This is a genomic window from Mesorhizobium ciceri biovar biserrulae WSM1271, assembly GCF_000185905.1.
GTDB lineage: Bacteria > Pseudomonadota > Alphaproteobacteria > Rhizobiales > Rhizobiaceae > Mesorhizobium > Mesorhizobium ciceri.
Window position 1 is genome coordinate 5,147,854 of record NC_014923.1, and the last position, 25,980, is coordinate 5,173,833.

Genomic DNA, 25,980 nt, shown 5'->3' on the forward strand with positions numbered 1-25,980 from the left:
CCGTCGATCCGAGTTTCAGCCTGAACTGCCAATACCGAGCCGGATTCGACTTTCCCGGCGGCTAGGCAAAGATTGGAACAGAATGAGATTTTATCCAGCCGTCGAACGGATCGCCTTTTTCGCCACGCTTGCCGCTGTTCTTGCCCTTGCACTGCTGCCTATACCCCGACTTGAAGAGTACGGGATCGATATCGGTTTCCGTTCCGACAAGCTGAACCACGCCAGCGCCTTTGCCGTCATGACTTTCCTTGGAGGGCTCGGCTGGCCCGATCGAAAAGCAAGACTAATCGTCTTCCTGGCCATGATTGGAGCGGCGATCGAGGTCCTGCAGGGCACGGCGCTGATACGGCGCGATCTGGATGTGTTCGACTGGTTTGCCGATTGCGCCGGCATCGCATGTGGCCTCGTGGCCGTGATCTGTGTGAACTGGATCTTGCGGCGCAGAGGTTGAGCCCGCTCTCAAGCCTTATCTGCACGGCGCCGATAGCCACAGGAGTTCGCCCTCGGCTCCATTGACTCAGCGAAATCGGATTGCAACGATCCGATCCGAGAGTGAGCGATTTTTCTAACTTGGCCGGACAGATATTTTGGGCGCGGCACCCAGGAAGTGCGCCATCAGTATTGAGGGACGATGACGATCAAGATCAGGCTTCCGGGCGGTGTATTGAAGGTCAAGCAACGTTATGAGTTGCGGCGGCGAGAGTACAAGGGCGAAGTCCCGGTCTGGCAGTTTGGCAAATATTTCGTCATCTGGTGGCCCAGTACAATTCCTGATCGCCCCTCCAGGAGCTCGAATACTGATGAGGAACTTGAAATGAATCTTCCATCGTCTGGAGAAAGCACGTAAGCTCTATGCATCATGGCTTTGCGAATCAGATTGCCGGGGGGCACACTGAAGGTGAAGACCTACCGGGAACTGCGTGATCGCGAGCGGGATCACAGGGTGCCTGTGCTGAAACTGGGCTCGCTCTATTTCGTCTGGTCCCCGGCCAAACATCATTCGCACAGGCACAGTCCGCGGCCCTGACATTTTTTGCCGAGCGAGAACCGCTTGCACCCTTTTCCTGAAATTGCTCCGGTGCGGCCCATTCCAGCCAGCGCTGACCTGGGTCAGCTTGCCTCGCGCATGGCCTCGGCCGCCTGCAGGTCGACCGACACCAATTGGCTGACGCCCTGTTCGGCCATGGTGACGCCGAACAGCCGGTTCATGCGCGCCATGGTGATGGGATTGTGGGTGATGATGACGAAGCGCGTCTCGGTGGTGGCGGCCATTTCGTCCATCAGGTTGCAGAAGCGCTCGACATTGTGGTCGTCGAGCGGGGCGTCGACTTCGTCGAGCACGCAGATCGGCGCCGGATTGGTCAGGAACACCGCGAAGATCAGCGACATCGCCGTCAACGCCTGCTCGCCGCCCGACAGCAGCGTCATGGTCTGCGGCTTCTTGCCGGGCGGGCGGGCCAGGATTTCGAGGCCGGCCTCGAGCGGATCGTCGGATTCGATCAGCTGCAATTCCGCCGTGCCGCCGCCGAACAGATGCGAGAACAGCCGCTGGAAATGGCCGTTGACGACATCGAAGGCGGCAAGCAGCCGCTCGCGGCCTTCGCGGTTGAGGCTCTGGATCGCCTGCCTGAGCTTGCGGATCGCCTCGATGATGTCCTCGCGCTCCGACACGATCGCCTCCAGCCGGTCGGAAAGCTCCTTCTGCTCTTCCTCTGCGCGCAGATTGACGGCGCCCAGCCGTTCGCGCTCGATCTTCAGCCGGTCCAGCTGACGCTCGATCTCGGGCATCTCAGGCATCGGGCTGTCAGCCTCCAGACCGGTATGGCGAATAACCACATGCGGCGGTGTGTTCAGCGTTTCCTGGATGCGCGCCTCGACCTCCAGCCGGCGTTCGTCGGCCGCGGTCAGCCGCTCTTCGGCGCGAACGCGGCTCTCGCGCGCCTCAGCCAGGAACTGGATGGCGCCGGTGGCGGCCTTGTCCAGTTCGGATTGCCGGTTCTCCGCTTCCTGCAGACGGTCGGCCGCCGCCTTGCGCAAGGTTTCGGCCTCGGTGAGCTGCGACAGCAGGGCGCGCCGCTTGGCGTCGATTTCATCGGGCGCATCCGCCAGCCGCTCGCGTTCGGCCTCGGCCTCGGCCTTGCGTTCGCCAAGCGAGGCGATCTGCGTCGAGGCGTTTTCGGCCCGCTCCAGCCAATTGCTGCGTTCGGCGCCAATGGCATCGAGCCGGCGCGCGCGCGCCTCGGCTTCGCGGCGCAGCCCCTCATGCACCGCACGCGCATCGGCAAGCGCGGCGCGGTCGCGGGCGACATTGGCCGAGGACTGTTCGAGCTGCAATTGCAGATCGCCAAGATCGGGCGCGTCCTGCAGCAGCATTTCCGCCTCGGCGAAGGCGGCCGAAATCTCCTCATGGCTGTCGACGATGCGGGCGCGCGCTTCATCGAGTGCTGCGCGCCGGCTCTGCAATTCGCCGCCGGCCCTCTCGGCCTCAGCCAGTGCATTGCGGGCGGCGTCCAGCCGATGCTGTGCGTCACGACCGGCCTGGCGCGTGTTGCGCTCGGCCTCGCTTGCCAGGCGGAGCGCCTGTTCGGCCTCTCCCAGCGCCTCCTCGGCCTGGCGCAGGACGAGCGTCGCCTGTATCGCCTCGGCATCGAGCTCAGCCAGCCGGTTCTTCTGCGCCAGCCGTTGCGCCGCGGCGGTCGGCGCGTCGGCACTGGCGGTAAAGCCGTCCCAGCGCCACAGCGCGCCCTCGCGGCTGACCAGCCGCTGGCCGGGAGCAAGCAGCGGCTGCAACCGGCGGCCATCGCCGGCGGCATCGACGATACCGATCTGCGCCAGGCGGCGGGCGAGCTGTGCCGGCGCGTGGACCACGCTGGCCAGGCTCTTCACGCCTTCCGGCAGAGCCGCGTCGCCGGGTTGGATCGCGCCTTCGCCCCAATGCACCGGCGCGCTGCGGTCGAGCGGCACGTCGAGGTCTTCGCCAAGGGCTGCACCCAGCGCCGTTTCGAAACCGCGATCGACGCTGATCTGCTCCAGCACGGCCGGGAAGAGATCGCCGCTGGCGGCATTGAGGATTTTTGCCAGCGTGCGCGCTTCGGTTTCGATCCTTGCCAGCTCGGCCCTGGCATCCTGAAGCGGTGGCCGGGCAGCGCTTTCGGCAGCGCGGGCATCGATGACCGACTGCTCGGCCTCGGACACGGCAGCCTCGGCCTCCTCCAGCAGCGCCATGGCCTGTTCGACCAGCACCCGCTTCTCGGCCGGATCGGGCAGGCCAGCGACCTTGGAGAGTATCTCCGACAATTCCCGGTCGACATCGGCAAGCTGACGCGCGAAGCGGTCGCGGCGCTCGGCGGTATCGCGCAGCGTCCGTTCGATCTGGTTGCGCGAGGCGGCAGCCTCGGCCCGCTCGGCAGTCAGCGCGGCGAGTTTGGCTTCGCTTTGTGAAAGCGTAGATGCCGCTTGTTCGAAAGCCGCGCGGGTGGTGGCCTCGCGCTCGGCGGCACCAGCATTTTCCGAATTGAGTGCCGCCTCTTCGGCGCGCAGGCGCTCGAGAATGTCCGCGTTGTCGCGGACCATGCGCTCCTCACGCGCGATATCGCCGTCGAGCTGCTGCAGCCGGCGCTCGAGTTCGCTCTGACGGGCGCGGATGCGGCCGGCTTCCTCTTCGATCTGCGACTTGGCGATCGAGAGGCGCTGGAAGGCAGCGGCGGCGGCGGCTTCCGCGTCGCGCAGGTCCGGCAGCCGATGGGCGCCTATGCCTTGCTCCCTGGCGGCGGCCATCTGGGCCGCGGCGCGGTCGCCGACCAGTGCCGTGGCAACCGCCAGCGCCGATCGCGCCTCGCCTTCCTGGGTTTTGGCCAGCGTCCAGCGCAGATGCAACAGCGTCGCTTCTGCCTTGCGGATATCGGCCGACAGGTTCTTGAAGCGGGACGCCTGGCGCGCCTGGCGCTTCAGGCTTTCGATCTGGCTTTCCAGCTCGCCGACGACGTCGTCCAGCCGTTCCAGGTTCTGTTCGGCCGCCTTCAGCCGCAGTTCTGCCTCGTGGCGGCGGGTGTGCAGGCCGGAAATGCCTGCCGCCTCTTCGAGCAGGGCGCGGCGTGCCTGGGGCTTGGCCTGGATCAGTTCGCCGATGCGGCCCTGGCCGACCATCGACGGCGAACGCGCACCGGTCGACTGGTCGGCGAACAGAAGCTGCACGTCCTTGGCGCGGGCCTCCTTGCCGTTGATACGGTAAAGCGAACCGGCCTCGCGCTCGATGCGGCGCGACACCTGCAGTTCGTCGGCATCGTTGAAGGCAGCGGGCGCCGAGCGGTCGCTGTTGTCGAGGAAGAGCGTCACTTCGGCGGTGTTGCGCGCCGGACGCGTGCCCGAGCCGGAGAAGATGACGTCGTCCATGCCGGACGCGCGCATATTCTTGTAGGAGCTTTCGCCCATCACCCAGCGCAACGCCTCGACAAGGTTCGACTTGCCGCAGCCATTGGGCCCGACAATGCCGGTCAGGCCGCGTTCGATGACGAACTCGCCAGGCTCGACGAAAGATTTGAAACCAAGGAGGCGAAGGCGCGAAAACTTCATTCGCGCCGCCCGCTAAGCGGATTTCCGTGGTTTTGCGAAAGGAATTCGCAGCACAACGAGAAGCCGCGCACGCCGAAGCGCCGCCGCCTCAGGGCTGACTGGACGTCAGAGCAGAGGGTCGATGATGGCCGACATTTCCTCAATCGACATCGCCCCCTTGTAGGTCTTACCGTTGATGAAGAAGGTCGGTGTCGAGTCGACCTTGAATTCATTGGCGCCGCGCTTCTGGACCGATCTCACATCGTCCAGAAGTTTCTGGTCCGTCAAGCAGGCCTCGAAGGACTCCTGTGTAAAACCGGCGAGCTTCGAGATTTGCAGCAGCGCATCCTTGGTATTCTGGACGCCAACCCAGTTCGCCTGCTGCCGGAACAGGACGTCGACCATGGGGTAATAGTTATCCTTGGCGCAGCGCGCCAGCATAAAACCGGCTTCGGCGCTCGGGTCGAACGGGAATTCGCGCAGGATGTAGCGAACCTTGCCGGTGTCGATGTACTTGGTCTTCAGGTCCGGAAAGGTGGTCTCGGCGAAATGCGCGCAATGCGGGCAGGTCATCGAGGCGTATTCGACGATGGTGACCTTGGCGTCGTCCTTGCCAAGCTGCTTGTCGGGCAGCGCGCCCGGCTTCATCAGTTCCGTCATGTCCACGGTGCCCTGGGCTTCCGGCGCGGTGGCGGCGGCCGGCGTGGCCGGCTTTGCGGGAGCGGCCGGCTCAGCGGGCTTCACATTCGCAGCCTTCGCCTCCTCGCCAGAGTCGCTGCAGGCCGCGAGCAGGGCCACCGCCGGAATGGCGGCCAGCGAAGACAGGACGTTTCTGCGAGACAAGCTTTGGCCAAACGGGGGACGGTTCATACGAATCACCTGACAAGGGTTGGATTTTGCAATGCAAAGACACGAAAAGGCGAGAGTTGGCGCGAATTAAGGCATCTCGATCCCCAATCCAATCGCGAAACCTGACAAGGGCGATCACGAATGCGAGATATAGACGACGAATCCATGACTTTCTTCAAGACGCCTATGATTTTCTCTCCCCAATAATGGTCGCGCCAAGTTTCTCCAGCGAGGCGCGCAGTCCTTCATTATCGACCAGGCCGACAGTCCCCGACAATTTCGTCTTCTCAGCCGCGGTCAGCGGTCTCAGGGCCGGTCTGCGCTTTCCTTTGTCGGCTGTCACCGGCTTCTGCAGGATCCTGATGCGGTTGATGGCGGTGAAGCCGAGGAAGGCGTTGACCCGGTTGATGATCTCGCCCGTCTCGTGCTGCAGATGAAGTGCCGCCATGCCTTCGCAGGCAATGACCAGCACGGCCGGCTCGAACGGATCGTCCTCATGCATACGGCGCGGCCACTGGATTTTTTCGGGGCGCGAGTGGCTGGCCAGCCGTGGGCCGGCGATCTCGTCCCATGACTGGACGAGGCCGATCGAAATGCCGGCCCGCTTGCGCAGCACCGGATCGAGGATCCTGGTCGCGAGATCGCTGACCGGGACGGGATTGCCGTAGGGCGTTCTCCCTGCCATGTACGTCCTCCAGCGACGACCCAGCAGATACCGGCCAGGCCAATACAAGATCAATGGCACCAGCAGACCAGACCCGCAAGACCGCATCCTGGGATAGTGGCAAAGCCACATCCGCAGATAGCAGCATAGCTGCATCTGGAGATAGCAGCACAGCTGCATCCGGTGTCAGCGACGATATCGCATCCCGCCTGCTCGGCTGGTATGATGTGCATCACCGTGAATTGCCGTGGCGCATCACGCCCCGTGAGCATGCACGCGGCGTGCGGCCTGATCCCTACCGCATCTGGCTCTCCGAGGTCATGCTGCAGCAGACCACCGTCGAAGCAGTGAAGGCCTATTTCCGGATTTTCGTCGAGAAATGGCCCGATGTCGAGGCGCTGGCCGCGACGCCAGCGGAGGACGTGATGAAGGCCTGGGCCGGGCTCGGCTACTACTCCCGCGCCCGCAATCTCAAGGCCTGTGCCGATCTTGTGGCTGCGCGTGGCGGCCGGTTTCCCGACACGGAGACTGGTTTGAGAGAATTGCCCGGCATCGGCGCCTATACGTCGGCGGCCATCACGGCGATTGCCTTCGACCGCCCCGCCGCGGTTGTCGACGGCAATGTCGAACGTGTCATCTCCCGGCTGTTTTCGATCACAACCCCGCTCAGCGAAGCCAAGCCCGAGATCCGCGCCCATGTCGAGCGCATGGTGCCCGGGATAAGGCCTGGCGACTTCGCCCAGGCGATGATGGATCTCGGCGCCACCATCTGTACGCCACGCCGGCCACGCTGCATGCTGTGCCCGCTGCGCGAAGACTGCGACGCGGTCGTTTCAGGCGATCCCGAGCACTTCCCGGTGCGCCTGCCCAAGGCCGACAAGCCGCAGCGGCACGGCGCGGCCTTTGTCGCCGTACGGGCCGACGGCGCCATCCTTCTGCGCAAACGGGCCGAGAAGGGCTTGCTCGGCGGCATGACCGAGGTGCCGACGACAGGCTGGACCGCGCGGATCGATGGGGCAACCACGCAAGCGGCCGCGCCGTTTCCCGCCGACTGGCGGCATGCGGGCCGCATTGCGCATGTCTTCACGCATTTCGCTCTCGAACTCGAAGTCTTTCACGCTCACATCAAAGGTGATGCGCCAGACGGGCATTTCTGGTCGCTCGCTCACGAGATTTCCGGCGAGGCGCTGCCGACTGTCATGAAAAAGGCAATCGAGGCTGCGATACCCGGCGCGACGAAAAAGCCGTCGCCACACAGTGCAAAGAGGCCCCATGACTGAAATACGCCACATCGTTTTCGATATCGGCCGCGTGCTGATCCACTACGATCCCAACATTCCGTTCAGCCGCCTCATTCCGGATGCCGAAGAGAGAAAGTGGTTTTTCGACAATGTCTGCACGCATGATTGGAACATCGAGCAGGATCGCGGCCGGACCTGGGAAGAGGCCGAGGCGCTGCTGATCGCGGACCATCCCGATCACGCGGAAAACATCCGCGGTTTCCGCCGCCACTGGCACGAGATGGTGCCGCATGCCTATGAGGACAGCGTCGCCATCATGGTCGGTCTGATCGAGAGCGGCCACGACGTGACCATGCTGACCAATTTCGCCAGCGACACGCTGGCCGAGGCCCGCGAGCGCTTCGATTTCCTCAATCGTCCGCGCGGCGTGACGGTGTCGGCCGATATTCGCCAGATCAAGCCCGACCGAGCCATCTACGATCACCACGTCGCCGCATTCGGCCTCGAACCGGCCGCGACGCTGTTCATCGATGACAGCCAGAAGAATGTCGACGGCGCCAAGGCGGCAGGCTGGCAATCGGTGCTGTTCACCGACGCAAGGACGCTTCAAGCAGACCTTGAACGTCTCGGAATCAAGGCCTGATTTGAATCGCTTCGCGCGATCCGTTGAGCCTTTGAATCAAAGGCATTCGAAGCAATTGGCAGGGGCTCAGGCCCCTGCCCGCTCCATGCCGAGCCGCGCGATGCGGCGAAGCTCGTCGATCGGGGTCAGGCCACCGCTGCGCTCATAATGCCAGAAGGTCCAGCCGTTGCAGGCATCCAGCCCCTGCACTTCGGCGCCGACCTTGTGGATCGAACCGGCGCTGTCGCCGATCGCCACCGTGCCGTCGGCCCGCACCTTGGCCGCCCAGCGCTTCTTGGCATCGTAGAGCGTCGCACCCGGCATCATCAGGCCGGTGTCGATCAGGCTGACGAAGGCAACGCGCGGCTCGGCGCGCTTGCCCGTGAGAACGGTGAGATCGGCACCATCCAGCGGCCGCACCGCGTCGATGCGCTCGTTGGCGGCGTCGATGTAGGCCTGCTCGCGCTCGATGCCGACGAAATGGCGGCCGAGGCGCTTGGCCACCGCGCCGGTGGTGCCGGAGCCGAAGAACGGATCGAGCACGATGTCGCCCGGTTTGGTCGAGGCCATCATGATGCGGGCAAGCAGCGCTTCCGGCTTCTGCGTCGGGTGCAGCTTGTCGCCATTGTCGTTCTTCAGCCGCTCGCCGCCGGTGCAGATCGGAAACAGCCAGTCGGAGCGCATCTGGATATCGTCGTTGGACGCCTTCATGGCTTCGTAGTTGAAGGTGTAACCCTTGCCCTTCTGGTCGCGCGTGGCCCAGATCATCGTCTCATGCGCGTTCTGGAAGCGGCGGCCGCGGAAATTCGGCATTGGGTTGGTCTTGCGCCAGACGACGTCGTTGAGGATCCAGAAGCCGAGATCCTGCATCTTGGCGCCGACACGGAAGATGTTGTGATAGGAGCCGATGACCCAGATGGTGCCGTTGGGCTTCAGCACCCGGCGCGCCGCCAGCAGCCAGGCACGCGTGAAAGCATCATAGGCCTCGAAACTCTCGAACTGGTCCCAATCGTCGTCAACGGCGTCGACCTTCGACTGATCAGGGCGGTGCAGGTCGCCGTCGAGCTGCAGATTGTAGGGCGGATCGGCGAAGATGACGTCGATCGATTTTTCGGGCAGCCGGTCTAGCGCGGCGACGCAGTCGCCCTTGAGGATCGTGTCCAGCCATTCGGATTGCTGGGGAGCGTGGGAAAGCTCGTCGAGAAGACGCACGGCAGACATTCTGACACCCAAGGCACGCGTTACTGTTTACTCCTGGTTATGGTTACCGATCAGCGTAAATATTCCGTGAAGGCAAGGGACTGGTGTGGCGAATTTGCGAAGGCGGCCCTGTTGGTGTATGCCGCGCCGCCTGAGCCTTCCGAGGCCACTTCGCCCTCCCATTGTCCGGATCACCATGCCCCAGCCAGACCTTGTCATCTTCGATTGCGACGGCGTGCTCGTCGATTCCGAGATCATCGCCGCCCGCGTCGACGCCGAGCTTTTGACCTTGGCCGGATACGAGATATCGGCTGAGGAGATTTCGGAGAGCTATGCCGGCCTGACCTTCAAGGACATCATGCTGCGGGTCGAGGAAAAGTCCCGCATTCCCTTCCAAGCCTCTCTGATCGACAGGGAGGAACAATTGGTCGACCGCAAACTGCGCAGTGACGTCCGCGCCATCGATGGCGCGCGCGAGGCCGTTGCCGCGGTAACCGTGCCGCGCTGCGTCTGCTCGAATTCACGCTCCGAGAGGATCGAATTCATGCTGGAAAAGGTGCATCTTCTGCCGTTTTTCACCGACCGGATTTTTTCGGCGATGGAAACACCGACCGCGAAAACGAAACCGGCGCCGGACGTGTTCCTGTTCGCGGCGGAGAAACTCAACGCCAACCCGGCGAACACTTTCGTCATCGAGGATTCCGTGCACGGCGTCCACGGCGCAAGGGCGGCGGGCATGCGGGTGATCGGCTTCACCGGCGCGGGACACAGTTATCCCGGCCATGCCGACGCGCTCACCGAGGCCGGCGCCGAAACGGTGATCCGCCGCTGGGCAGAGTTGAAAAGCGTGATCGCCGCGCTGTCGGAGTGGTCGGACGCCTGAGAAGCGTGCGCCGCGACGCACGCCTCATGCAACTGCCGAGACCTAGTTCGTCGCGGCAGCCCTCTTGCGGCGGGTCTTCTTCGACTTGTTGGCCGTTGCCTGATGCGCGGTTTCGTCATAGCCGGCAAAGGCCTGATAATCCTGGGCCGTCGGCTCGGGCACGACGACATTGGAATCGGTGAAGACGAACTGCGTGGCAACGGAAGGATCGGTGACCTGGACCTGATACTGGTGGAGCTGCGAATAGAGGACCTGGGTGCCGTGCATCACCGCCGTTCGGATCGGCATGGTGATCGTGCCTGGAGAAAACTTCGGTCCGGGGACAATCTTGCCGGCGACCGCAATCTTCATCGCCAACTGGCCGTTGGCACGGCTGCAGTCGCGTGTCACGTCGCTGACCGACGCCTGGTAGATGATATTGGCCGAATCGTCGGGCGGCGTTGCAGCAGCGGCGTCAGCCTCGGCCTGGGCCGCGGCATCCTGCGCGGCATCGCCGGTCTTCTTGATCCTGGGCTTGGGCTTCTGAGCTTCCCTGGAATAGGTGTTGAAGAAGGCCGTGCCGTCGCGCACGGTCACCCTGGGACAATAGGCCTGCAACTGGCTGGCCAGGATCTTGGGATCCTGCGGCGGCGGTGGCGCCGTCGGGTCCTCCTTCTTGCCGATGCCGAGGTTCAGGATGCCATTGTCGCCCGATTGGCAGCCGGCGGCGGCAAGCATAAAGCCGGTGAGCGCAAGACCCGCCAAAAAGCGACCACTGAATGTACGAAACGCCATGAAACTGCACTTCCCTCTCGCAAAGCTGGTGACGTATATCAACCGCGCGGCAAAAATGCGACTGAGCCAGTGCAGAATTAACCACCTTGCGGTGGACGGAAAAAGCCAGGCAGTAACGGAATTGTGACATGCACTATGTGAGTACCCGCGGGGAAGCCCCCGTTCTTGGATTTTCCGACGCCGTGCTGGCTGGGCTGGCGCGCGACGGCGGGCTCTACGTGCCGCGCGAGTGGCCACAGTTTTCCGCCGCCGAGATCCGCGCCATGCGCGACCTTGCCTATCCCGACCTTGCCATCCGCGTGCTGTCGCCGTTCCTTGGCGGCGAAATCCCGGCGCCCGTCTTCGAGCGGCTGGTCCGCGAAGCCTATGCCACCTTCCGCCACGAGGCCGTCTGCCCGCTGGTGCAGACCGGCCCCAACACCTTCGTCCTGGAACTCTTCCACGGGCCGACGCTCGCCTTCAAGGACGTGGCGATGCAGCTTCTGGCCCGGCTGATGGACCATGTGCTTGCCGAACGCGACCAGCACGCCACCATCGTCGGCGCCACCTCGGGCGATACCGGCGGGGCGGCCATCGATGCCTTTGCCGGTCGCAGCCGGACCGACATCTTCATCCTTTTCCCGCATGGCCGCGTCTCGCCGGTGCAGCAGCGGCAAATGACGACGTCGACGGCTGCAAACGTCCATGCGCTGGCGATCGAAGGCAATTTCGACGATTGCCAGGGCCTGCTCAAGGACATGTTCAACGATCACGGCTTTCGCGACCGGGTGGCGCTTTCGGGCGTCAATTCGATCAATTGGGCCCGCATCATGGCCCAGATCGTCTATTATTTCTCCTCGGCGCTGTCGCTCGGCGCGCCGGACAGGCCGGTTTCCTTCACCGTGCCGACCGGCAATTTCGGCGATATCTTTGCCGGCTATGCCGCCAAGAAGATGGGCTTGCCGATCGATCGGCTGGTCATTGCCACCAATGACAACGACATCCTGGCGCGCACTTTTTCGACCGGCGAATACCGCACCAAGGGCGTCTTTGCGACCACGTCGCCGTCGATGGATATCCAGGTGTCGTCGAATTTCGAACGCTTGCTGTTCGAGGCCTCCGGCCGTGACGCCGCGACCGTGCGGCGCTACATGGACGGCCTGAAGCAGTCCGGTGCTTTCACCATCGAACCCCACCAAATTGCCGGGATGCGGTCCGAATTCGACGCCGGCCGCGCTGATATGGACGAGGTCGCCGCCACCATCCGCTCGACGCTCGCGACCAGCAACTATCTGCTCGATCCGCACACTGCGGCAGCCGTGCATGTCGCCGCAGGCAAGGCGTCAGGCGCCGTGCCGATGGTGGTGCTGGGTACAGCGCACCCGGCAAAATTCCCGGCCGCCGTCGAAGCCGCCAGCGGCGTGTCGCCCGCACTGCCCGCGTGGCTAGGTGGGTTGATGACATCGGAGGAAAAATACACGGTACTTCCATCCGACCTGAAAATGGTGGAAGATTACGTCGGCCGCCGCGCGCGGGCGGCGCGTTAGGGAGTAGTAGCCATATGGGTGTTGAGGTAAGCCGTCTGTCGAACGGCCTGACAGTCGCCACCGAAACCCTTCAAAGCATCGAATCGGTTGCCCTTGGTGCCTGGGTCAAGTCGGGTGCCCGCAATGAACGTGACGACGAGCATGGCATGGCCCATCTGCTCGAGCACATGGCGTTCAAGGGCACGAAAAGGCGGAGCGCCTTCGAAATCGCCTCGGAGATCGAGGACGTCGGCGGCGAAATCAACGCCGCCACCAGCGTCGAGACCACCTCCTACTATGCCAGGGTGCTCTCCGACGACGTGCCGCTGGCCGTCGACATTCTTGCCGACATCCTGCAGGAGTCCGAATTCGACCCGCAGGAACTCGAACGCGAACAGCATGTGATCCTGCAGGAGATCGGCGCCGCGCACGACACGCCCGACGACATCGTCTTCGACCGTTTCACGGAAACCGCCTATCGCCATCAGACGATTGGGCGCTCCATTCTCGGCACGCCCGAAACGGTCAAGTCCTTCACCTCGAAACAACTTCACGACTTCATAGAGCGGCAATATGGCGCCGAGCGCATGGTGATTGTCGCCGCCGGCGACATCAAGCATGACAATTTCGTGCGCGAGGTCGAAAAGCAGCTCGGCGGCTTCCGCAGCAAGGCCGACAGCACCATCCCGCAATATGCGCAATATGTCGGCGGCGATTTTCGCGAGGACCGCGACCTGATGGACGCGCAGATCGTGCTGGGGTTCGAAGGCCGGGCCTATCATGTGCGCGACTTCTACGCCTCGCAGGTGCTGTCGATGATCCTCGGCGGCGGCATGTCGTCGCGCCTGTTCCAGGAGGTCCGCGAGAAGCGCGGCCTGTGTTACTCGGTCTATGCCTTCCATTGGGGCTTTTCCGACACCGGCGTCTTCGGCGTCCATGCAGCGACCGGCCAGAGCGACATCGCCGAACTGGTGCCTGTCATCATCGACGAACTGCAGAAGGCCGGTGAGAAGATCCTGCAGGAAGAACTCGACCGGGCGCGCGCCCAATATCGCGCCGGACTGATCATGTCAGCCGAAAGCCCGGCCAGCCGCGCTTCGCAGATCGCACGGCAACTGCTTCTGTTCGGCCGGCCGATCGCCAAGGAGGAACTGATGGAACGGCTGTCGGCGCTGACGATCGAGCGGCTGACCGATCTATCGTCGCGTTTGTTCTCGACCAAGCCGACGCTTACCGCTGTCGGGCCTGTGGGCACACTGGCGCCCTACGAGGCGATTCTCGAATCGCTCGCGGGCACGCAGACCGCGGCCCGCAAGCTCGCCGTCTAAGCCCCTCAAAGCGCCATGTTCGCGCTCCCTTTCTTTCGCCGTGACCTGCCGGCACTGAAGGGCGACCGTGTCACGCTGCGCGTGCCGTTCACCAACGACTATCGCGAGTGGGCGGCGGTGCGCGGGGAAAGCCGCGCCTTCCTCGAACCATGGGAGCCACGCTGGACTCCCGATGAACTCGACCGCAACGCATGGCGGCTGCGCATCAGCCGCTACCGCGAGGATTATGCTCAGGGAACCGCTATCGCCTTCTTTATCTTCGAGAGGAGCAGCGGCAAGCTTGCCGGCGGCATCACGCTCGGCAACATACGCCATGGCGTCTCGCAAAGCGGCCATGTCGGCTACTGGATCGGCGAGCGCTTCGGCGGCCGCGGCCTGATGACCGACGCGGTCAAGGTGGTGACCCGCTTCGCCTTCGATACGCTGAGGTTGCACCGGATCGAAGCGGCCTGTATTCCCGACAATATCAGGTCGATCCGCGTGCTTGAAAAAGCCGGATTTCGGCGCGAAGGACTGCTGCGATCCTATCTCAGGATCAACGGCATCTGGCAGGACCACTACCTCTACGCCCGGATCGCGGACGATCCGCCGGGCGTTGGAACGAAGGACTGATTTTTGACGAAATTCCTGCGCAACGGGCCGCTGTTCGCCATTGTCCTCGCGACACTCCTGACGCTGTGGGCGGCATCGTCGGCCTTCGCCGTCGAGCCGATCAAGATCGCCCGCGACGACGTCGCGCTCGACCTTTCCGGCGCCGTCGAGATCTACCGCAACCAGGGCGAGAATTTCCAGGTGTCGACCGCGCCGGGTCCGGACGGCATCGTGCGGCGCATCGAGGTCGAGGCCAATGATGCCCGTTCGACCGGCGACTGGGCTGTCTTCGCGCTCGCCAACACCACCGACCAGCAGCTCGACCGGCTGATCGTCGCACCGCATTTCCGCCTGGTGAATTCCGGCATCTTCTGGCCGGATCTGGGCTCGACCCGCATCGCTGCCATCACGCCCAGCGAAGGCTTCGCGCTCGACCGCCAGACCAGTCCCGACGCCGACGTTTTCCGGGTGACGCTGAACCCCGGCACGGTGATCACCTTCATCGCCGAACTGGCCTCGCCGAAGCTGCCGCAGGTCTACCTCTGGGATCCCGAATCCTACAAGGACTCGGTCAATTCCTACACGCTGTTTCGCGGCATCGTCATCGGCATTGCGGGCCTGCTGGCGCTGTTCCTGACCATCCTTTTCGTGGTCAAGGGGACCTCGATGTTCCCCGCGACCGCCGCGCTTGCCTGGGCGGTACTGGCCTATATCTGCGTCGATTTCGGCTTCCTCAACAAGGTCATCGAGATCTCGCCCGGCAATGAGCAGATGTGGCGGGCGGGGACGGAGGTGGCACTGGCGGGAACCTTCGTGGTGTTCCTGTTCGCCTATCTCAACCTCAACCGATGGCACGGCCATTTCAGTTATGGCGCGCTGGTCTGGATACTCGGGCTGGTGCTGATCGCCGGCGTCGCGATCGTCGATCCCGCGGTCGCCGCCGGCATCGCCAGGCTGTCCTTCGCCGCCACCGCACTGACGGGGCTTGGCCTGATCATCTTCCTCGGGATTCGTGGTTATGATCGTGCGATCATGCTGGTGCCCAGTTGGGTCATGGTGCTGTTGTGGCTATGCGGATCGTGGATGGCGATCACCGGCATGCTCGACAACGACATCGCCCAGCCGGCCCTGGGCGGCGGGCTGATCCTGATCATCCTGCTGATCGGCTTCACTGTCATGCAGCATGCCTTTGCCGGCGGCGCGCTGCATCAGGGCCTGTTCTCCGATCTGGAGCGGCAGGCGCTTGCCGTCGCCGGATCGGGCGACACGGTATGGGACTGGGACGTGCTGCGCGACCGCGTCGTCACCAAGCCCGATGTCAGCATCCAACTCGGGCTGGCGCCGAACAGCCTCGGCGGTGCGGCGCGTAACTGGCTGCCGGTGCTGCATGCCGACGACCGCGACACGTTCCGCACGACGCTCGACGTCGTGCTCGAGCACCGGCGCGGCCGGGTGTCGCAGAACTTCCGACTGCGCGGCGCTGACGGCCACTATCACTGGTTCTCGCTGCGTGCGCGCCCGGTCATCGGATCCGATGGAGAGGTCATCCGCTGCGTCGGCACCATGGTCGACGTGACGGAGCAGAAAAAGTCCGAGGAAAGGCTGCTGCACGATGCCGTGCACGACAACCTGACCGGCCTGCCGAACCGCGAACTTTTGATGAACCGGCTGGAAGCGATCATCTCGATCGCGCGCACCGAAGAGAAGGTGCGTCCGACCGTCTTCGTCATCGACATCGACCGTTTCAAGCAGGTCAATGACGGGCTCGGCATCTCGGCCGGCGACACCATCCTCTTGACCATCGCGCGTCGCCTGCACCGGCTGCTCAAGCCGAAGGACTCGCTGTCGCGCTTTGCCGGCGACCAGTTCGCGCTGATGCTGTTGTCCGAACAGGACCCGGCCCGCATCGCCGCCGTGGCGGATGCCATCAAGCATGCCATCAACAATCCGATCACCTTTGCCAAGCGCGAGATCGTGCTGACCGCCTCGATCGGATTGATCACCTGGAATTCGCCACAGATGTCGGCCGAGGACATGGTCAAGGATGCCGAGCTTGCCATGCATCAGGCCAAGCGCTTCGGCGGCGACAGGATCGAGCCGTTCCGTCCGGCTTTCCGCACTGTCGGCACCGACAGGCTGCAGTTCGAATCCGACCTGCGCCGCGCCATCGAGCGACGCGAATTCACCCTTGCCTACCAGCCGATCGTGCGGCTCGAGGACGGCAGCGTCGCCGGCTTCGAGGCGCTGCTGCGCTGGGACCACCCGCGCCGCGGCATGATCCCGCCGGCGGATTTCATCCCGGTCGCCGAAAGCTGCGGCCTGATCGTGCAGCTCGGCCTGTTTGCCATGCAGCAAGCGGCGGAAGACCTCGCCAGCTGGCAAAAGCAGATCGGCGACGCGCCGCTGTCGGTCTCGGTGAATCTGTCCAGCCGCCAGTTGATCCGCCGCGACCTGGTCAGCGACGTCCGCTCGGTCATCGCTCGGGCCAACCTGAAGCCGCGCTGCTTCCGGCTCGAACTCACCGAATCGCTTGTCATGGACAATCCCGAGCAGACCGCCCATGTGCTGACCAAGCTGAAGCAGCTCGGCATCGGCCTGTCGCTGGACGATTTCGGCACCGGCTATTCCTCATTGGCCTATCTGACGCGTTTCCCCTTCGACACCATCAAGATCGACAAGAGCTTCGTCGACGACAACACGCCCAAGCGCGCGGTGCTGCTGAAATCGATGGTCAACATGGCGCATGAACTCGGCCTGTCCGTCGTCGCCGAGGGCATTTCGGACGAGAGCGACGCGCTGGAACTGCGCCAGATGGGCTGCGAATATGTCCAGAGCTTCATGTTCGGCGCGCCGATGCCGGGCGACCAGGTGCTGAAGACGCTGAAAGAGCAGTATCCGCTGACGCAAGCGTAAACGGATCAGGCGTGTCCGGCCGCCAAGCTGAGATGGGCGAGGTCGATACCGATCGAGGCGAGGATCCGGTCGTATTTGCGCTCGATATCGGTGTCGAACAGAAGCTCGGCACTGGCCGGACAGGTCAGCCAGCCATTTTCTGCGATCTCGGTCTCCAGCTGGCCGGCGCCCCAGCCGGAATAGCCGAGCGCCATCAGCGCATGACGGGGTCCGCGGCCGGACGATATGGCGCGCAATATGTCGACGGTCGCCGTCAGGCAGATGTCGTCGGAAACGGTCAGCGACGATTCCACCCGATAGTCGCCCGAATGCAGGACGAAGCCCCGGCTGCGATCCACGGGGCCGCCATTGCGCACGACGAAATCGCGGGCCTGAGCCGGCAAGCGGATTGCCTCCTGCTCGTTCATGATGCCCAGTTGCACGAGCAAGTCCGGAAACAGCATCTGCTGCGTCTGGTTGATGATCAGGCCCATGGCGCCTTCATCGGAATGGGCGCAGACATAGATGACCGAGCGCGTGAAACGGTCGTCCTTCATGCCGGGCATGGCAATCAGGAACTGATCGTCGAGAAAGCCGCGACTGGCGACCGTCTTCTTGTGGCGCAACAAGTCCATGAAGGGAGCGTAACGCGTTTCCAAAGCGTCGAAAAGATGCGCCGTGCTGGATTCGACCAAAGCCTGTGGCGGCGGCTCGAACATTCTTCTCCCTCGAAGTCACGCAAATATGATACCGGCAAGGCCATGAAATCATTGCGCGGCCACGAACGGACGATCAAATCACCGCCATGCGAACCTTGAAAATCCTGCTGCTCGGCGCCGCCATCGGATCGGCCACCGCTCTTCCCGCCGCCGCCTCTTCGTCGGCGTGGTACAACAGCGAAGGCGGCAAGGTCCGGCTGGTTACATCAGGCAAAGCCGACGATGCCGGCCGCATACAGGGCGTTCTCGACATAGCGCTCAAGCCCGGCTGGAAGACATATTGGCGCGATCCGGGAGACGCGGGCGTGCCGCCGCAACTCGACATTTCGGCCAGCACCAACATCGCCGACGCCGCTCTGTCGTTTCCGGCGCCGCAGCGCCATGACGACGGCTATGGCAAATGGGCGGGCTACAACTATCCGGTCTCTCTGCCGGTGACATTCACGCTGGCGACGCCGAACCAGCCGGCGGTGATCGATGCCGACATCTTTCTCGGCATCTGCGAAACGATCTGCATTCCGGTGCAGACGCGGCTGACCGTCGACCCCGCCTCCGATCCGGACAATGCCGAGGACGCGGCGCTGGTGAAGGCGAGTTTTACGGCACTGCCTGCGCCCGCGAGGTCCGATTTCGGCATCAATGTGCTGCCGGGCGACCATGAGACGCTGATTGTCGAGGCGAGCTTTCCCGGCGATCCGGCGGCGGCGGACTTCTTCGTTGCCGGCGAGCGGGACTACATGTTCGGCACCCCGGCCCGCAGCGAAAAGGACGGCAAGCTGATTTTCACCGTGCCGATCCTCGACCGCCCCTCGACGACGCCGACCGATGGCGGGCTTCACTATACGCTGACGAGTGCGGCGGGCGCTGTCGAAGGGGTTCTGCCTTTCCCTTGATCCAGCCCATCGCAACGGTTGCAGGAAGCCGTTGGGTTCGCTACGCAAAGACACGTCCTTCCCCATTTTCCCAAGCGAGGAATCCATGACCATTTCCGTTGGCGACAAGCTGCCTGACGTGACCTTCAAGACGATGACCGACGACGGCGCCAAGCCGATCACCGGGGCCGAGATCTTCCCGGGCAAAAAGGTCGTTCTGTTTGGAGTTCCCGGCGCCTTCACGCCGACCTGCAGCAACAACCACTTGCCCGGCTATCTCGAGAACCATGACGCCATCCTGGCGCGCGGCGTCGACACCATCGCCGTCGTTTCGGTCAATGACGTCCATGTCATGGGCGCCTGGGCGCGCTTCACCGGCGGCGAGAGCAAGATCCTGTTCCTGGCCGACGGCAGTGGCGATTTCGCCAAGGCAGTGGGCCTTGACAATGACCTTTCCGCCAGCGGCATGGGGCTGCGTTCGAAACGATTTTCGATGATCGTCGACGACGGCAAGGTCACCGCGCTCAATGTCGAGACCAAGCCCGGTGTCGACGAGTCCGGCGCGGCCCATATTCTGGGACAGCTCTGAACTTCAGTGCGCCTTCGGCCGCAACGGCGATGGCGCTTGTGGTTCATGGCTTGCTTTGGGGGGATCCTAGCGATGTTTGACATCTTCTGGCGCGCTATCGCGATCGGCGTCGGCGCCACCGTGCTGATGGATCTCTGGGCCATCTTCCTGCACAAGGCGTTCGGCCAGCCACGGCCGAACTGGGGGCCGGTCGGCCGCTGGGTCTGGCATCTCCGTGACAAGGTCTTTCACGACGATATCGGCGATACAGCACCATACGCGCATGAAAAGGCGCTGGGTTGGGCCTTTCACTATTTTGTCGGCATCATCTACGGCATCATCCTGGTGGTGCTGGCCGGAGCGGGCTGGCTTGCCGCGCCGACATTTCTGCCGGCCTTCATCCTCGGCATTGTCACCGTCGGCGCCGGCTGGTTCCTGCTGGCACCCGGCATGGGCGCCGGCTGGGCCGCCTCGAAGCGGCCCAACCCGATGCGGATCCGGGCGCTGAACCTGGTGTCGCACACGGTGTTCGCACTTGGGCTTTGGGGCACGGCGCTGCTGATACGATAAGCGCTTACGGCTGTGTCGGCCTGTCGATCGGCTGCCAGCCGTAGACAACGGAATGCGCGCCGATATCGTAGTAGTTGCCGCCGCCCGCTGGCTGATCCGCTTCTTCGTACCCGAGCCGCGCCGCTCCTGAATTCAATAGCTCTGGGTCGAGCGCCGCACCTTCGCGACTGCCGGCTGTTTTGCCGGCGCAGCAGGCTTTGGCGCTGCTGCAGGCTTGAACGGGCCTTTCTTGAACGGCGCCATGCCTTCGCGCGCGAGTTCGTCGGCGCGCTCGTTCTCGACATGGCCGTCATGGCCCTTGACCCAGTTCCAGGTGACCTTGTGGCGCTTGTTGGCCTCGTCGAGCGCCTGCCAGAGTTCACCGTTCTTGACAGGCTTCTTGTCGGCGGTCTTCCAGCCGTTCTTCTTCCAGCCGTGGATCCACTTGGAAATGCCGTCCATGACGTATTTGCTGTCAGTGTGAAGCTCGACCGTGCACGGTTCCTTCAGCGCGTTCAGCGCCGAAATAGCGGCCAACAGTTCCATCCGGTTGTTGGTCGTCTCGGCCTCACCGCCGGAAAGCTCCTTGGTGGTGCCGTTGAAGCGCAGGATCGCGCCCCAGCCGCCAGGGCCGGGATTGCCCGAACAAGCGCCGTCGGTGAAGATCTCAACCTGTTTGCTCATGATATCAGGCCAATCCATATTCCGAAGGAGATTTGATCGCCCGGTGGAACCGCATCCTTCTGATGTATTCGGTCGGATCGCGTTTCATCACCAGCCCGCCATCGGGGACGGTCAGCCAGTCGTATAGCCGGGTCAGCATGAAGCGCAACGCCGAACCGCGCGCCAGCATCGGCAGCGCAGCCTTTTCCTGATCGCTCAGGGGCCGGACGCTCTGGTAGCCGGCGAGCAGCGCCTTGCCCTTGGTCAGGTTGAAGGAAAAATCCTTCTCGAAGCACCAGGCGTTGAGGCAGGTGGCGACATCGTAGGCATAGAGGTCGTCGCAGGCGAAATAGAAGTCGATCAGGCCGGAGAGCTTTTCGCCGAGGAAGAAAACGTTGTCCGGGAAAAGATCGGCATGAATGATGCCTTGCGGCAGGTCTTTGGGCCAGTTGCGCTCAAAATCGGCAAAGTCGGCATCAACCTCGGCCGCTAGGCCCGGCTCGACCTCGTCGGCGCGGTCGCGCGCTGCGTCCCAGAGCTTGCGCCAGCCGTCGATGGCCAGGGCATTCGGACGCGTCATCGAAAAATCGGCGCCGGCCAGATGCAATTGCGCCAACGCCTTGCCGACCTCGGCACAATGCGTGGCTGTGGGCCGCCGCAACGAAAGCCCTTCCAGGAAGGTGATGATGACCGCCGGCCGGCCGGCGAGCGTGCCGATGACGCTGCCGTCATGGGCGGTCACCGGCAGCGGGCAGGACACGCCCTTGTAGGAGAGATGGCCCATCAGCCCGAGGAAAAACGGCAGATCCGCCTTCTCGACGCGTTTCTCATAGAGCGTCAGGATGTAGGAGCCGCTCGAGGTGTGCAGCAGGAAGTTCGAGTTCTCGGTGCCTTCGGCGATGCCCTTGTAGGACAGGAGATCGCCGACCGGATAGTGCTTCAGGAATGCGCCGAGTTCGCCTTCCGCGACGTCAGTGTAGACCGCCATGTGCCTTACGCGGCTCCATTGACGAAGGCCATGTCGGCCCGCGTCAGTTCGACATCGCGCAGTACCCGCATGACCGGAAAATCCTCCGTTTCCGTGGCCGTGATGGCCAGATCGATCGTGACATCGAAGCGCTGCCGGAACGCGTCGATGATCTCGTCGACGATGATTTCGGGCGCCGACGCGCCGGCCGACAGGCCGAGCGTCGAAATGTTGCCGATGTCATTCCACGGAATCTCGGCGGCGCGCTGCACGAGAAGCGACATGGTGGCGCCTGCACGCTCCGCCACTTCGACAAGTCGTCGCGAATTGGATGAATTCGGCGCGCCGACGATCAGGTAGAGATCGGCGCCCGGCGCGGTGTCCTTGACGGCTTCCTGGCGGTTGGTGGTGGCATAGCAGATCGATTCCGCCGCTGGCGCCTGCAGCGCCGGAAAGCGATCCTGCAAGGCGCGGATGATGCCGGCGGTGTCCTCGACCGACAATGTGGTCTGGGTGACGAAGCCTAGCGCCTGCGGATCGACGGGCGAGAGCTTTGCGGCATCGGCTTCGGTTTCGATCAGGGTCACCGCTCCGTCCGGGAGCTGGCCCATGGTGCCGATCACCTCGGGATGTCCGGCGTGACCAATCAACAGCACATGACGGCCGAGCCGCTGATGGCGCATCGCCTGCTTGTGGACCTTCGACACCAGCGGGCAAGTGGCATCGAGATAGAAAAGATTGCGCGCCTTCGCATCCGCCGGCACCGATTTCGGCACGCCATGCGCCGAGAACACGACGGGCGACTGCCGATGTTCGGCCGGGATCTCGGAGAGTTCCTCGATGAAGACGGCGCCAAGGCTTTGCAGCCCCTCGACGACGTAGCGGTTGTGCACGATTTCATGGCGGACGTAGACCGGCGCGCCATATTTCTTCAGCGCCAGCACGACGATCTGGATGGCACGGTCGACACCGGCGCAAAAACCGCGCGGCTGGCAGAGCCGGATCGTCAGAGGTGGTTTGGTGGTTGTCTGAAGCATTAAATCCGGGCCGGTTGATCAAAGCCGAAATGAGGTGCGCACCCCTGCCCTGTCAAGGGCATCGGTAGAAAGGGGGCGTCGCTCGCATTCATTCCTCTTTCGCGGGGCGGCGAAGCCGCAGGATGAGCACGGCGGCGAGCGCGGCGGCAAGCCCGTACCAGGTGACGGCATATTGCAGATGGCTGTTCGGCAGGTCGATGATGGTGACGCCGCCAACCGGCAATCCGCCTGGATTTGGCGTCTTGTCTGCGTCGATGAAGATCGGCACCAGCGTGAACCCAGCCGGCAGGCCCGCGCTCGCCGCCATGACGTCGCGGTCCTTCCAGTAGAAGATGTTCTTCGCCACATCGTTGTCGGGCAGCATCATCGACGGCTTTGCTGGCAGGGGGTTGCGAGCGAGCCCCGTGACCGTCACTCTGCCGGTCACCTGTCCCTTGGCGCGCTTGGCGGCGTCCTTCAGATCGTAAGGCACGAAGCCGCGATTGATCAGGACGAAGCGGCCGTCGTCGAGCGCCAGCGGCGTGTAGACATTGAAGCCGGCATCACCCTCCCAGGTCGCGTAAAAATGCCGTTCGCCTTGATGCAGGAACGTCCCGGTGACGGCGACGGGCGTATAATCGACGTCCCCGGTGGCTGCGAATTCTTTCTCGACCTCGGCCAGCGGCCGCGGCGCTGAATGAGTGCGCTGGTCGATGGTCTGCAGAAGGCCTTCCTTCCAATAAAGGCGCTGCACCTGCCAGGTGCCGAGCGCCAGCAGGATCAGGAACAGCACAAGGCCTAGGGCGAGCAGCAATGCCGTCCTAGGCCGCGATCGGCCATCGGCTTTAACGGTTGCCTCGCTCATTCGCCGCGATCCAACCGGCCTTCGGCCGCCTTGTTGCGGTATTGCAGCGTCAGCAGCACGCCTTTGATCAGCCGCAGCGCCGCCAGGCACAGCACGACAGCCAGCGGAATCCAGACCAGCAGATGCAACCAGAGCGGCGGGCTAAGCGTGACTTCAACCCAGAGCGCCAGGCCGACGATAAGGAAGCCTATGATCAGGATGACGAACACCGCCGGCCCGTCGCCGGCATCGGCGTAGGAATAATCGAGGCCGCAATTGACGCAGCGCTTGCCGACAGTGAGGAAGCCGGAGAACAACCGCCCCTCGCCGCAGCGCGGGCAGCGGCCATGCAGGCCGGCCGAGATCGGATCGATCGGCGGCCAGATCGCTCTGTCTTCACTCATAGGAGCGTCGTCGCTCATTGCTTACCGCTCGATTTCGATCGGTGTGCCATCGGCCACCAGCGCCCAGATTTCGTCCATGTCGGAGTCCGTAACCGCAATGCAGCCGTCGGTCCAGTCGACCAATTGAAGCAGCCAGCCCCACCAGCCATAACCATTCGGCTGGCCGTGGATCATGATCATGCCGCCCGCGCCGACATTGCGCGCCTTGGCGGCGGCCTCATCGTCGGCATTGGGGTACGAAATATGGATCGATTTATGCGCGATGCTGTTCGGGTTGCGCCAGTCCAGGACATAGTTCCCCTCGGGCGTGCGTTGATCGCCCTCCTGGTGCTTGTGCCCGACGGGATCGCCGCCGAGCGCGATGCCGTAGTTTCGCAGGACCTTGCCGTCGCCGATCAGTTCCAGCCGGCGTTCGGCCTTGTGAACACGCACCAGGCCCACCTTCTCGCCGGCAAAGGCCGGGAGTGCCCCGATCATCAATGCGCAAATAGCCCGGAAGATTGTCAGTCGCATTGGCTATCGATCAGCGATCATTGCGCCAAAAAGAAGAAGGCGGCCACGTTGCCGCGGCCGCCTCCAGAAATGAAAATCCCTCAGGCCTGGATCAGTGGCCCTCGATCACCGCGCCGACCGATCCCCAGACGTAGATCGAGGCGAACAGGAACAGCCAGACCACGTCGACGAAGTGCCAGTACCAGGCGGCCGCCTCGAAGCCGAAATGCTGCTTGGGGGTGAAATCACCCTTCATCGCCCGGATCAGGCAGACCAACAGGAAGATGGTGCCGATGATGACGTGGAAACCGTGGAAGCCGGTCGCCATGAAGAAGGTGGCGCCATAGATGGAATCCTTGAAAGCGAACGGAGCGTGCATGTATTCGTAGGCCTGCACCATGGTGAACAGCATGCCGAGGCCGACGGTCAGCACCAGGCCGTTGATCAGCCCCTTGCGGTCGCCGTGAAGAAGCGAATGGTGCGCCCAGGTCACCGTGGTGCCCGACAGCAGCAGGATGACGGTGTTGTAGAGCGGCAAATGGAAGGGATCGAGAACCTCCATGCCCTTCGGCGGCCAGACGCCACCAGTAAATGTGGCGCGCGCGTAGTTCTGTGCCTCACCGGCAAAAAGGCTGGCATCGAAATAGGCCCAGAACCAGGCAACGAAGAACATCACCTCCGAGGCGATGAACATGATCATGCCATAGCGCAGGTGCAGCGACACGACCCGCGTATGATGACCCTCATGCGCTTCCTTGATCGTGTCCGACCACCAGGCGAACATGGTGTAGAGGACGATCACGAGGCCGATGAAGAACAGCCACGGATTGGCGATGTTGAAGCCGAAGACCGGGAACGACCCGCCCTTCAGATATTCCATCAGGGCGACACCGCCAAAGGCCATGACGAGCGCCCCTACCGAGCCTAGGAAAGGCCATGGGCTCGGGTCGACGAGATGATAGTCATGCTGTGGTTTTGCGTGCGCGTCTGCCATATCAACCCCCGAGATTTGCTTCGGTATTCGAAATTGTCTTGCTGTTGCCATCGGTCGGCGCCGAGGAGGCGACCGGCTTGGTCTTCTCGACCGGGAACATCGTATAGGACAGCGTGATCGTCTTCACGTCCTTGAGCTCCGGCACATCGACGATGTCGGGGTCCACGTAGAACAGGACCGGCATGTCCAGCGTCTCGCCGGGCTTCAGCGTCGTGTCGGTGAAGCAGAAGCACTCGACCTTGTTGAAATAGGGGCCCGCCAGTTCAGGCTGCACGTTGAAGGTGGCGCGGCCGGTCACGGAACGATCGAACTTGTTGGTCGCCTGGTAGTGCGCCTGCACGGTCTCGCCGATCTTCATCGTCATCGAGCGCTGGACCGGCTGAAACTCCCATGGCACGCCGGCGACGTTGGCATCGAAGCGGACGGTGATCTCGCGGTCGAGCACGCGGCCGGCATACTGCTTCTCGGCACGTTGCGTCGTGCCGCCATAGCCGGTCGCCTGGCAAAACATCTTGTAGAGCGGCACCGCGGCATAGGCCATGCCGATCATGCCGGTGAAGAAGGCGAGGCAGACAGCCGCGACGATGACGTTGCTGTTCTTGCCCGCCGCTTTCCTGGACGTCTCGACGCTCATCACATCGTGCCCAGATTGTGGCCGAACTTCACGATCGTCGCGATGTAGAAAATGACCACCAGCAGCGCCAGCGCCACGCCGATGGCGATGGAACGGCTGCGCTGCGCCTTCTTCTGACGCTCGGTCAACGTGACGGTCTCGAGCTTTTCCTCGATCAT

At 63.3% G+C, this 25,980-nt stretch carries 28 protein-coding genes; 13 read left to right on the forward strand and 15 right to left on the reverse strand.

Annotated elements, in window-relative coordinates; translation table 11 throughout:
• The first annotated feature begins 82 nt into the window (after positions 1-82).
• Entirely contained in the window at positions 83-451 is a 369-nt protein-coding gene (locus MESCI_RS25050) for a VanZ family protein (RefSeq protein WP_013532752.1), read from the forward strand.
• Between the two features lie 180 nt (positions 452-631).
• On the forward strand, positions 632-847 hold the full coding sequence (locus MESCI_RS25055) for a hypothetical protein (protein ID WP_082826424.1): 216 nt from the start codon (positions 632-634) through the stop codon (positions 845-847).
• Between the two features lie 263 nt (positions 848-1,110).
• On the opposite strand, the gene smc is transcribed toward MESCI_RS25055, so the two are convergent.
• The 3 genes from smc to MESCI_RS25070 form a co-directional block, all read right to left on the reverse strand.
• A complete protein-coding gene (smc, locus tag MESCI_RS25060) occupies positions 1,111-4,572 on the reverse strand; it encodes a chromosome segregation protein SMC (protein WP_013532753.1) in 3,462 nt (1,153 codons plus the stop codon).
• Between the two features lie 105 nt (positions 4,573-4,677).
• Positions 4,678-5,421 carry a DsbA family protein gene (locus MESCI_RS25065; RefSeq protein ID WP_013532754.1) on the reverse strand — a complete coding sequence of 248 codons (744 nt, stop codon included), beginning with the start codon at positions 5,419-5,421 and terminating at the stop codon, positions 4,678-4,680.
• Positions 5,422-5,584: 163 nt separating this feature from the next.
• Positions 5,585-6,085 carry a DUF721 domain-containing protein gene (locus MESCI_RS25070; protein WP_013532755.1) on the reverse strand — a complete coding sequence of 167 codons (501 nt, stop codon included), beginning with the start codon at positions 6,083-6,085 and terminating at the stop codon, positions 5,585-5,587.
• 53 nt (positions 6,086-6,138) lie between these two features.
• Here MESCI_RS25070 and mutY point away from each other — a divergent pair, with 53 nt between their 5' ends.
• Both mutY and MESCI_RS25080 read left to right on the forward strand, forming a co-directional pair.
• Positions 6,139-7,344 (forward strand): A/G-specific adenine glycosylase, encoded by a 1,206-nt coding sequence (mutY, locus tag MESCI_RS25075; protein WP_013532756.1) that lies wholly within the window; start codon positions 6,139-6,141, stop codon positions 7,342-7,344.
• On the forward strand, positions 7,337-7,948 hold the full coding sequence (locus MESCI_RS25080) for an HAD family hydrolase (protein WP_013532757.1): 612 nt from the start codon (positions 7,337-7,339) through the stop codon (positions 7,946-7,948). The genes mutY and MESCI_RS25080 overlap by 8 nt, the downstream gene beginning before the upstream one ends.
• Positions 7,949-8,014: 66 nt before the next feature.
• Here MESCI_RS25080 and MESCI_RS25085 read toward each other — a convergent pair whose 3' ends face one another.
• Complete coding sequence (locus MESCI_RS25085) at positions 8,015-9,148, reverse strand: site-specific DNA-methyltransferase (RefSeq protein ID WP_013532758.1); 1,134 nt, start codon at positions 9,146-9,148, stop codon at positions 8,015-8,017.
• Positions 9,149-9,323: 175 nt separating this feature from the next.
• Here MESCI_RS25085 and MESCI_RS25090 point away from each other — a divergent pair, with 175 nt between their 5' ends.
• The gene (locus MESCI_RS25090; protein WP_013532759.1) at positions 9,324-10,010 is read left to right on the forward strand and encodes an HAD family hydrolase; all 687 of its coding nucleotides are present in this window, start codon (positions 9,324-9,326) and stop codon (positions 10,008-10,010) included.
• Between the two features lie 42 nt (positions 10,011-10,052).
• On the opposite strand, the gene MESCI_RS25095 is transcribed toward MESCI_RS25090, so the two are convergent.
• The gene (locus MESCI_RS25095; protein ID WP_013532760.1) at positions 10,053-10,784 is read right to left on the reverse strand and encodes a hypothetical protein; all 732 of its coding nucleotides are present in this window, start codon (positions 10,782-10,784) and stop codon (positions 10,053-10,055) included.
• Here MESCI_RS25095 and MESCI_RS33100 point away from each other — a divergent pair.
• From MESCI_RS33100 to MESCI_RS25115, 5 genes are read left to right on the forward strand one after another with little or no spacing between them, the layout of a single operon-like run.
• Positions 10,783-10,911, forward strand: coding sequence for a hypothetical protein (locus tag MESCI_RS33100; RefSeq protein WP_263499029.1), 129 nt, complete (start codon positions 10,783-10,785; stop codon positions 10,909-10,911). The genes MESCI_RS25095 and MESCI_RS33100 overlap by 2 nt on opposite strands.
• A gap of 1 nt (position 10,912) precedes the next feature.
• The gene (gene thrC, locus MESCI_RS25100) at positions 10,913-12,310 is read left to right on the forward strand and encodes a threonine synthase (RefSeq protein WP_013532761.1); all 1,398 of its coding nucleotides are present in this window, start codon (positions 10,913-10,915) and stop codon (positions 12,308-12,310) included.
• Between the two features lie 14 nt (positions 12,311-12,324).
• On the forward strand, positions 12,325-13,617 hold the full coding sequence (locus MESCI_RS25105; protein WP_013532762.1) for a M16 family metallopeptidase: 1,293 nt from the start codon (positions 12,325-12,327) through the stop codon (positions 13,615-13,617).
• 15 nt (positions 13,618-13,632) lie between these two features.
• Positions 13,633-14,229, forward strand: coding sequence for a GNAT family N-acetyltransferase (locus MESCI_RS25110; protein WP_013532763.1), 597 nt, complete (start codon positions 13,633-13,635; stop codon positions 14,227-14,229).
• 3 nt (positions 14,230-14,232) lie between these two features.
• Positions 14,233-17,121, forward strand: a complete 2,889-nt coding sequence (locus MESCI_RS25115) for an EAL domain-containing protein (protein ID WP_013532764.1) — start codon at positions 14,233-14,235, stop codon at positions 17,119-17,121.
• 5 nt (positions 17,122-17,126) lie between these two features.
• Here MESCI_RS25115 and MESCI_RS25120 read toward each other — a convergent pair whose 3' ends face one another.
• Positions 17,127-17,735, reverse strand: a complete 609-nt coding sequence (locus tag MESCI_RS25120; RefSeq protein WP_013532765.1) for a YqgE/AlgH family protein — start codon at positions 17,733-17,735, stop codon at positions 17,127-17,129.
• Between the two features lie 170 nt (positions 17,736-17,905).
• On the opposite strand from MESCI_RS25120, the gene MESCI_RS25125 reads away from it, so the two are divergent.
• The 3 genes from MESCI_RS25125 to MESCI_RS25135 all read left to right on the forward strand — a co-directional run bounded on the left by MESCI_RS25125 (position 17,906) and on the right by MESCI_RS25135 (position 19,829).
• Positions 17,906-18,712: a protein-disulfide reductase DsbD domain-containing protein gene (locus MESCI_RS25125; RefSeq protein WP_013532766.1), complete on the forward strand. Its 807-nt coding sequence runs from the start codon at positions 17,906-17,908 to the stop codon at positions 18,710-18,712.
• Positions 18,713-18,797: 85 nt separating this feature from the next.
• Positions 18,798-19,280 carry a peroxiredoxin gene (locus MESCI_RS25130; RefSeq protein ID WP_013532767.1) on the forward strand — a complete coding sequence of 161 codons (483 nt, stop codon included), beginning with the start codon at positions 18,798-18,800 and terminating at the stop codon, positions 19,278-19,280.
• 72 nt (positions 19,281-19,352) lie between these two features.
• A complete protein-coding gene (locus tag MESCI_RS25135) occupies positions 19,353-19,829 on the forward strand; it encodes a DUF2938 domain-containing protein (protein WP_013532768.1) in 477 nt (158 codons plus the stop codon).
• Positions 19,830-19,961: 132 nt separating this feature from the next.
• Here MESCI_RS25135 and rnhA read toward each other — a convergent pair whose 3' ends face one another.
• The 9 genes from rnhA to MESCI_RS25180 form a co-directional block, all read right to left on the reverse strand.
• Entirely contained in the window at positions 19,962-20,492 is a 531-nt protein-coding gene (gene rnhA / locus MESCI_RS25140) for a ribonuclease HI (protein WP_013532769.1), read from the reverse strand.
• Between the two features lie 4 nt (positions 20,493-20,496).
• Complete coding sequence (locus MESCI_RS25145) at positions 20,497-21,459, reverse strand: homoserine kinase (protein WP_013532770.1); 963 nt, start codon at positions 21,457-21,459, stop codon at positions 20,497-20,499.
• A 5-nt stretch (positions 21,460-21,464) separates the two neighbouring features.
• A complete protein-coding gene (gene ispH / locus MESCI_RS25150) occupies positions 21,465-22,475 on the reverse strand; it encodes a 4-hydroxy-3-methylbut-2-enyl diphosphate reductase (protein ID WP_013532771.1) in 1,011 nt (336 codons plus the stop codon).
• An 88-nt stretch (positions 22,476-22,563) separates the two neighbouring features.
• On the reverse strand, positions 22,564-23,319 hold the full coding sequence (locus MESCI_RS25155) for an SURF1 family protein (RefSeq protein WP_164766140.1): 756 nt from the start codon (positions 23,317-23,319) through the stop codon (positions 22,564-22,566).
• Positions 23,316-23,702 (reverse strand): DUF983 domain-containing protein, encoded by a 387-nt coding sequence (locus tag MESCI_RS25160; RefSeq protein WP_024503617.1) that lies wholly within the window; start codon positions 23,700-23,702, stop codon positions 23,316-23,318. Before MESCI_RS25160 ends, MESCI_RS25155 begins: the two co-directional genes overlap by 4 nt.
• A gap of 21 nt (positions 23,703-23,723) precedes the next feature.
• A complete protein-coding gene (locus MESCI_RS25165) occupies positions 23,724-24,215 on the reverse strand; it encodes a L,D-transpeptidase family protein (protein ID WP_013532774.1) in 492 nt (163 codons plus the stop codon).
• A 91-nt stretch (positions 24,216-24,306) separates the two neighbouring features.
• Positions 24,307-25,188 (reverse strand): cytochrome c oxidase subunit 3, encoded by an 882-nt coding sequence (locus MESCI_RS25170; protein ID WP_013532775.1) that lies wholly within the window; start codon positions 25,186-25,188, stop codon positions 24,307-24,309.
• 1 nt (position 25,189) lies between these two features.
• The gene (locus MESCI_RS25175; protein WP_013532776.1) at positions 25,190-25,822 is read right to left on the reverse strand and encodes a cytochrome c oxidase assembly protein; all 633 of its coding nucleotides are present in this window, start codon (positions 25,820-25,822) and stop codon (positions 25,190-25,192) included.
• Complete coding sequence (locus tag MESCI_RS25180; protein WP_013532777.1) at positions 25,822-25,980, reverse strand: hypothetical protein; 159 nt, start codon at positions 25,978-25,980, stop codon at positions 25,822-25,824. Before MESCI_RS25180 ends, MESCI_RS25175 begins: the two co-directional genes overlap by 1 nt.

Bases quoted from the DNA above. Each gene is read 5' to 3' on its own strand.
- MESCI_RS25050 (WP_013532752.1), top strand. From the start codon at position 83: ATGAGATTTTATCCAGCCGTCGAACGGATCGCCTTTTTCGCCACGCTT.
- MESCI_RS25055 (WP_082826424.1), top strand. From the start codon at position 632: ATGACGATCAAGATCAGGCTTCCGGGCGGTGTATTGAAGGTCAAGCAA.
- smc (WP_013532753.1), bottom strand. From the start codon at position 4,572: ATGAAGTTTTCGCGCCTTCGCCTCCTTGGTTTCAAATCTTTCGTCGAG.
- MESCI_RS25065 (WP_013532754.1), bottom strand. From the start codon at position 5,421: ATGAACCGTCCCCCGTTTGGCCAAAGCTTGTCTCGCAGAAACGTCCTG.
- MESCI_RS25070 (WP_013532755.1), bottom strand. From the start codon at position 6,085: ATGGCAGGGAGAACGCCCTACGGCAATCCCGTCCCGGTCAGCGATCTC.
- mutY (WP_013532756.1), top strand. From the start codon at position 6,139: ATGGCACCAGCAGACCAGACCCGCAAGACCGCATCCTGGGATAGTGGC.
- MESCI_RS25080 (WP_013532757.1), top strand. From the start codon at position 7,337: ATGACTGAAATACGCCACATCGTTTTCGATATCGGCCGCGTGCTGATC.
- MESCI_RS25085 (WP_013532758.1), bottom strand. From the start codon at position 9,148: ATGTCTGCCGTGCGTCTTCTCGACGAGCTTTCCCACGCTCCCCAGCAA.
- MESCI_RS25090 (WP_013532759.1), top strand. From the start codon at position 9,324: ATGCCCCAGCCAGACCTTGTCATCTTCGATTGCGACGGCGTGCTCGTC.
- MESCI_RS33100 (WP_263499029.1), top strand. From the start codon at position 10,783: ATGAAACTGCACTTCCCTCTCGCAAAGCTGGTGACGTATATCAACCGC.
- MESCI_RS25095 (WP_013532760.1), bottom strand. From the start codon at position 10,784: ATGGCGTTTCGTACATTCAGTGGTCGCTTTTTGGCGGGTCTTGCGCTC.
- thrC (WP_013532761.1), top strand. From the start codon at position 10,913: ATGCACTATGTGAGTACCCGCGGGGAAGCCCCCGTTCTTGGATTTTCC.
- MESCI_RS25105 (WP_013532762.1), top strand. From the start codon at position 12,325: ATGGGTGTTGAGGTAAGCCGTCTGTCGAACGGCCTGACAGTCGCCACC.
- MESCI_RS25110 (WP_013532763.1), top strand. From the start codon at position 13,633: ATGTTCGCGCTCCCTTTCTTTCGCCGTGACCTGCCGGCACTGAAGGGC.
- MESCI_RS25120 (WP_013532765.1), bottom strand. From the start codon at position 17,735: ATGGACTTGTTGCGCCACAAGAAGACGGTCGCCAGTCGCGGCTTTCTC.
- MESCI_RS25125 (WP_013532766.1), top strand. From the start codon at position 17,906: ATGCGAACCTTGAAAATCCTGCTGCTCGGCGCCGCCATCGGATCGGCC.
- MESCI_RS25130 (WP_013532767.1), top strand. From the start codon at position 18,798: ATGACCATTTCCGTTGGCGACAAGCTGCCTGACGTGACCTTCAAGACG.
- MESCI_RS25135 (WP_013532768.1), top strand. From the start codon at position 19,353: ATGTTTGACATCTTCTGGCGCGCTATCGCGATCGGCGTCGGCGCCACC.
- rnhA (WP_013532769.1), bottom strand. From the start codon at position 20,492: ATGAGCAAACAGGTTGAGATCTTCACCGACGGCGCTTGTTCGGGCAAT.
- MESCI_RS25145 (WP_013532770.1), bottom strand. From the start codon at position 21,459: ATGGCGGTCTACACTGACGTCGCGGAAGGCGAACTCGGCGCATTCCTG.
- ispH (WP_013532771.1), bottom strand. From the start codon at position 22,475: ATGCTTCAGACAACCACCAAACCACCTCTGACGATCCGGCTCTGCCAG.
- MESCI_RS25155 (WP_164766140.1), bottom strand. From the start codon at position 23,319: ATGAGCGAGGCAACCGTTAAAGCCGATGGCCGATCGCGGCCTAGGACG.
- MESCI_RS25160 (WP_024503617.1), bottom strand. From the start codon at position 23,702: ATGAGTGAAGACAGAGCGATCTGGCCGCCGATCGATCCGATCTCGGCC.
- MESCI_RS25165 (WP_013532774.1), bottom strand. From the start codon at position 24,215: ATGCGACTGACAATCTTCCGGGCTATTTGCGCATTGATGATCGGGGCA.
- MESCI_RS25170 (WP_013532775.1), bottom strand. From the start codon at position 25,188: ATGGCAGACGCGCACGCAAAACCACAGCATGACTATCATCTCGTCGAC.
- MESCI_RS25175 (WP_013532776.1), bottom strand. From the start codon at position 25,822: ATGAGCGTCGAGACGTCCAGGAAAGCGGCGGGCAAGAACAGCAACGTC.
- MESCI_RS25180 (WP_013532777.1), bottom strand. From the start codon at position 25,980: ATGATCGAGGAAAAGCTCGAGACCGTCACGTTGACCGAGCGTCAGAAG.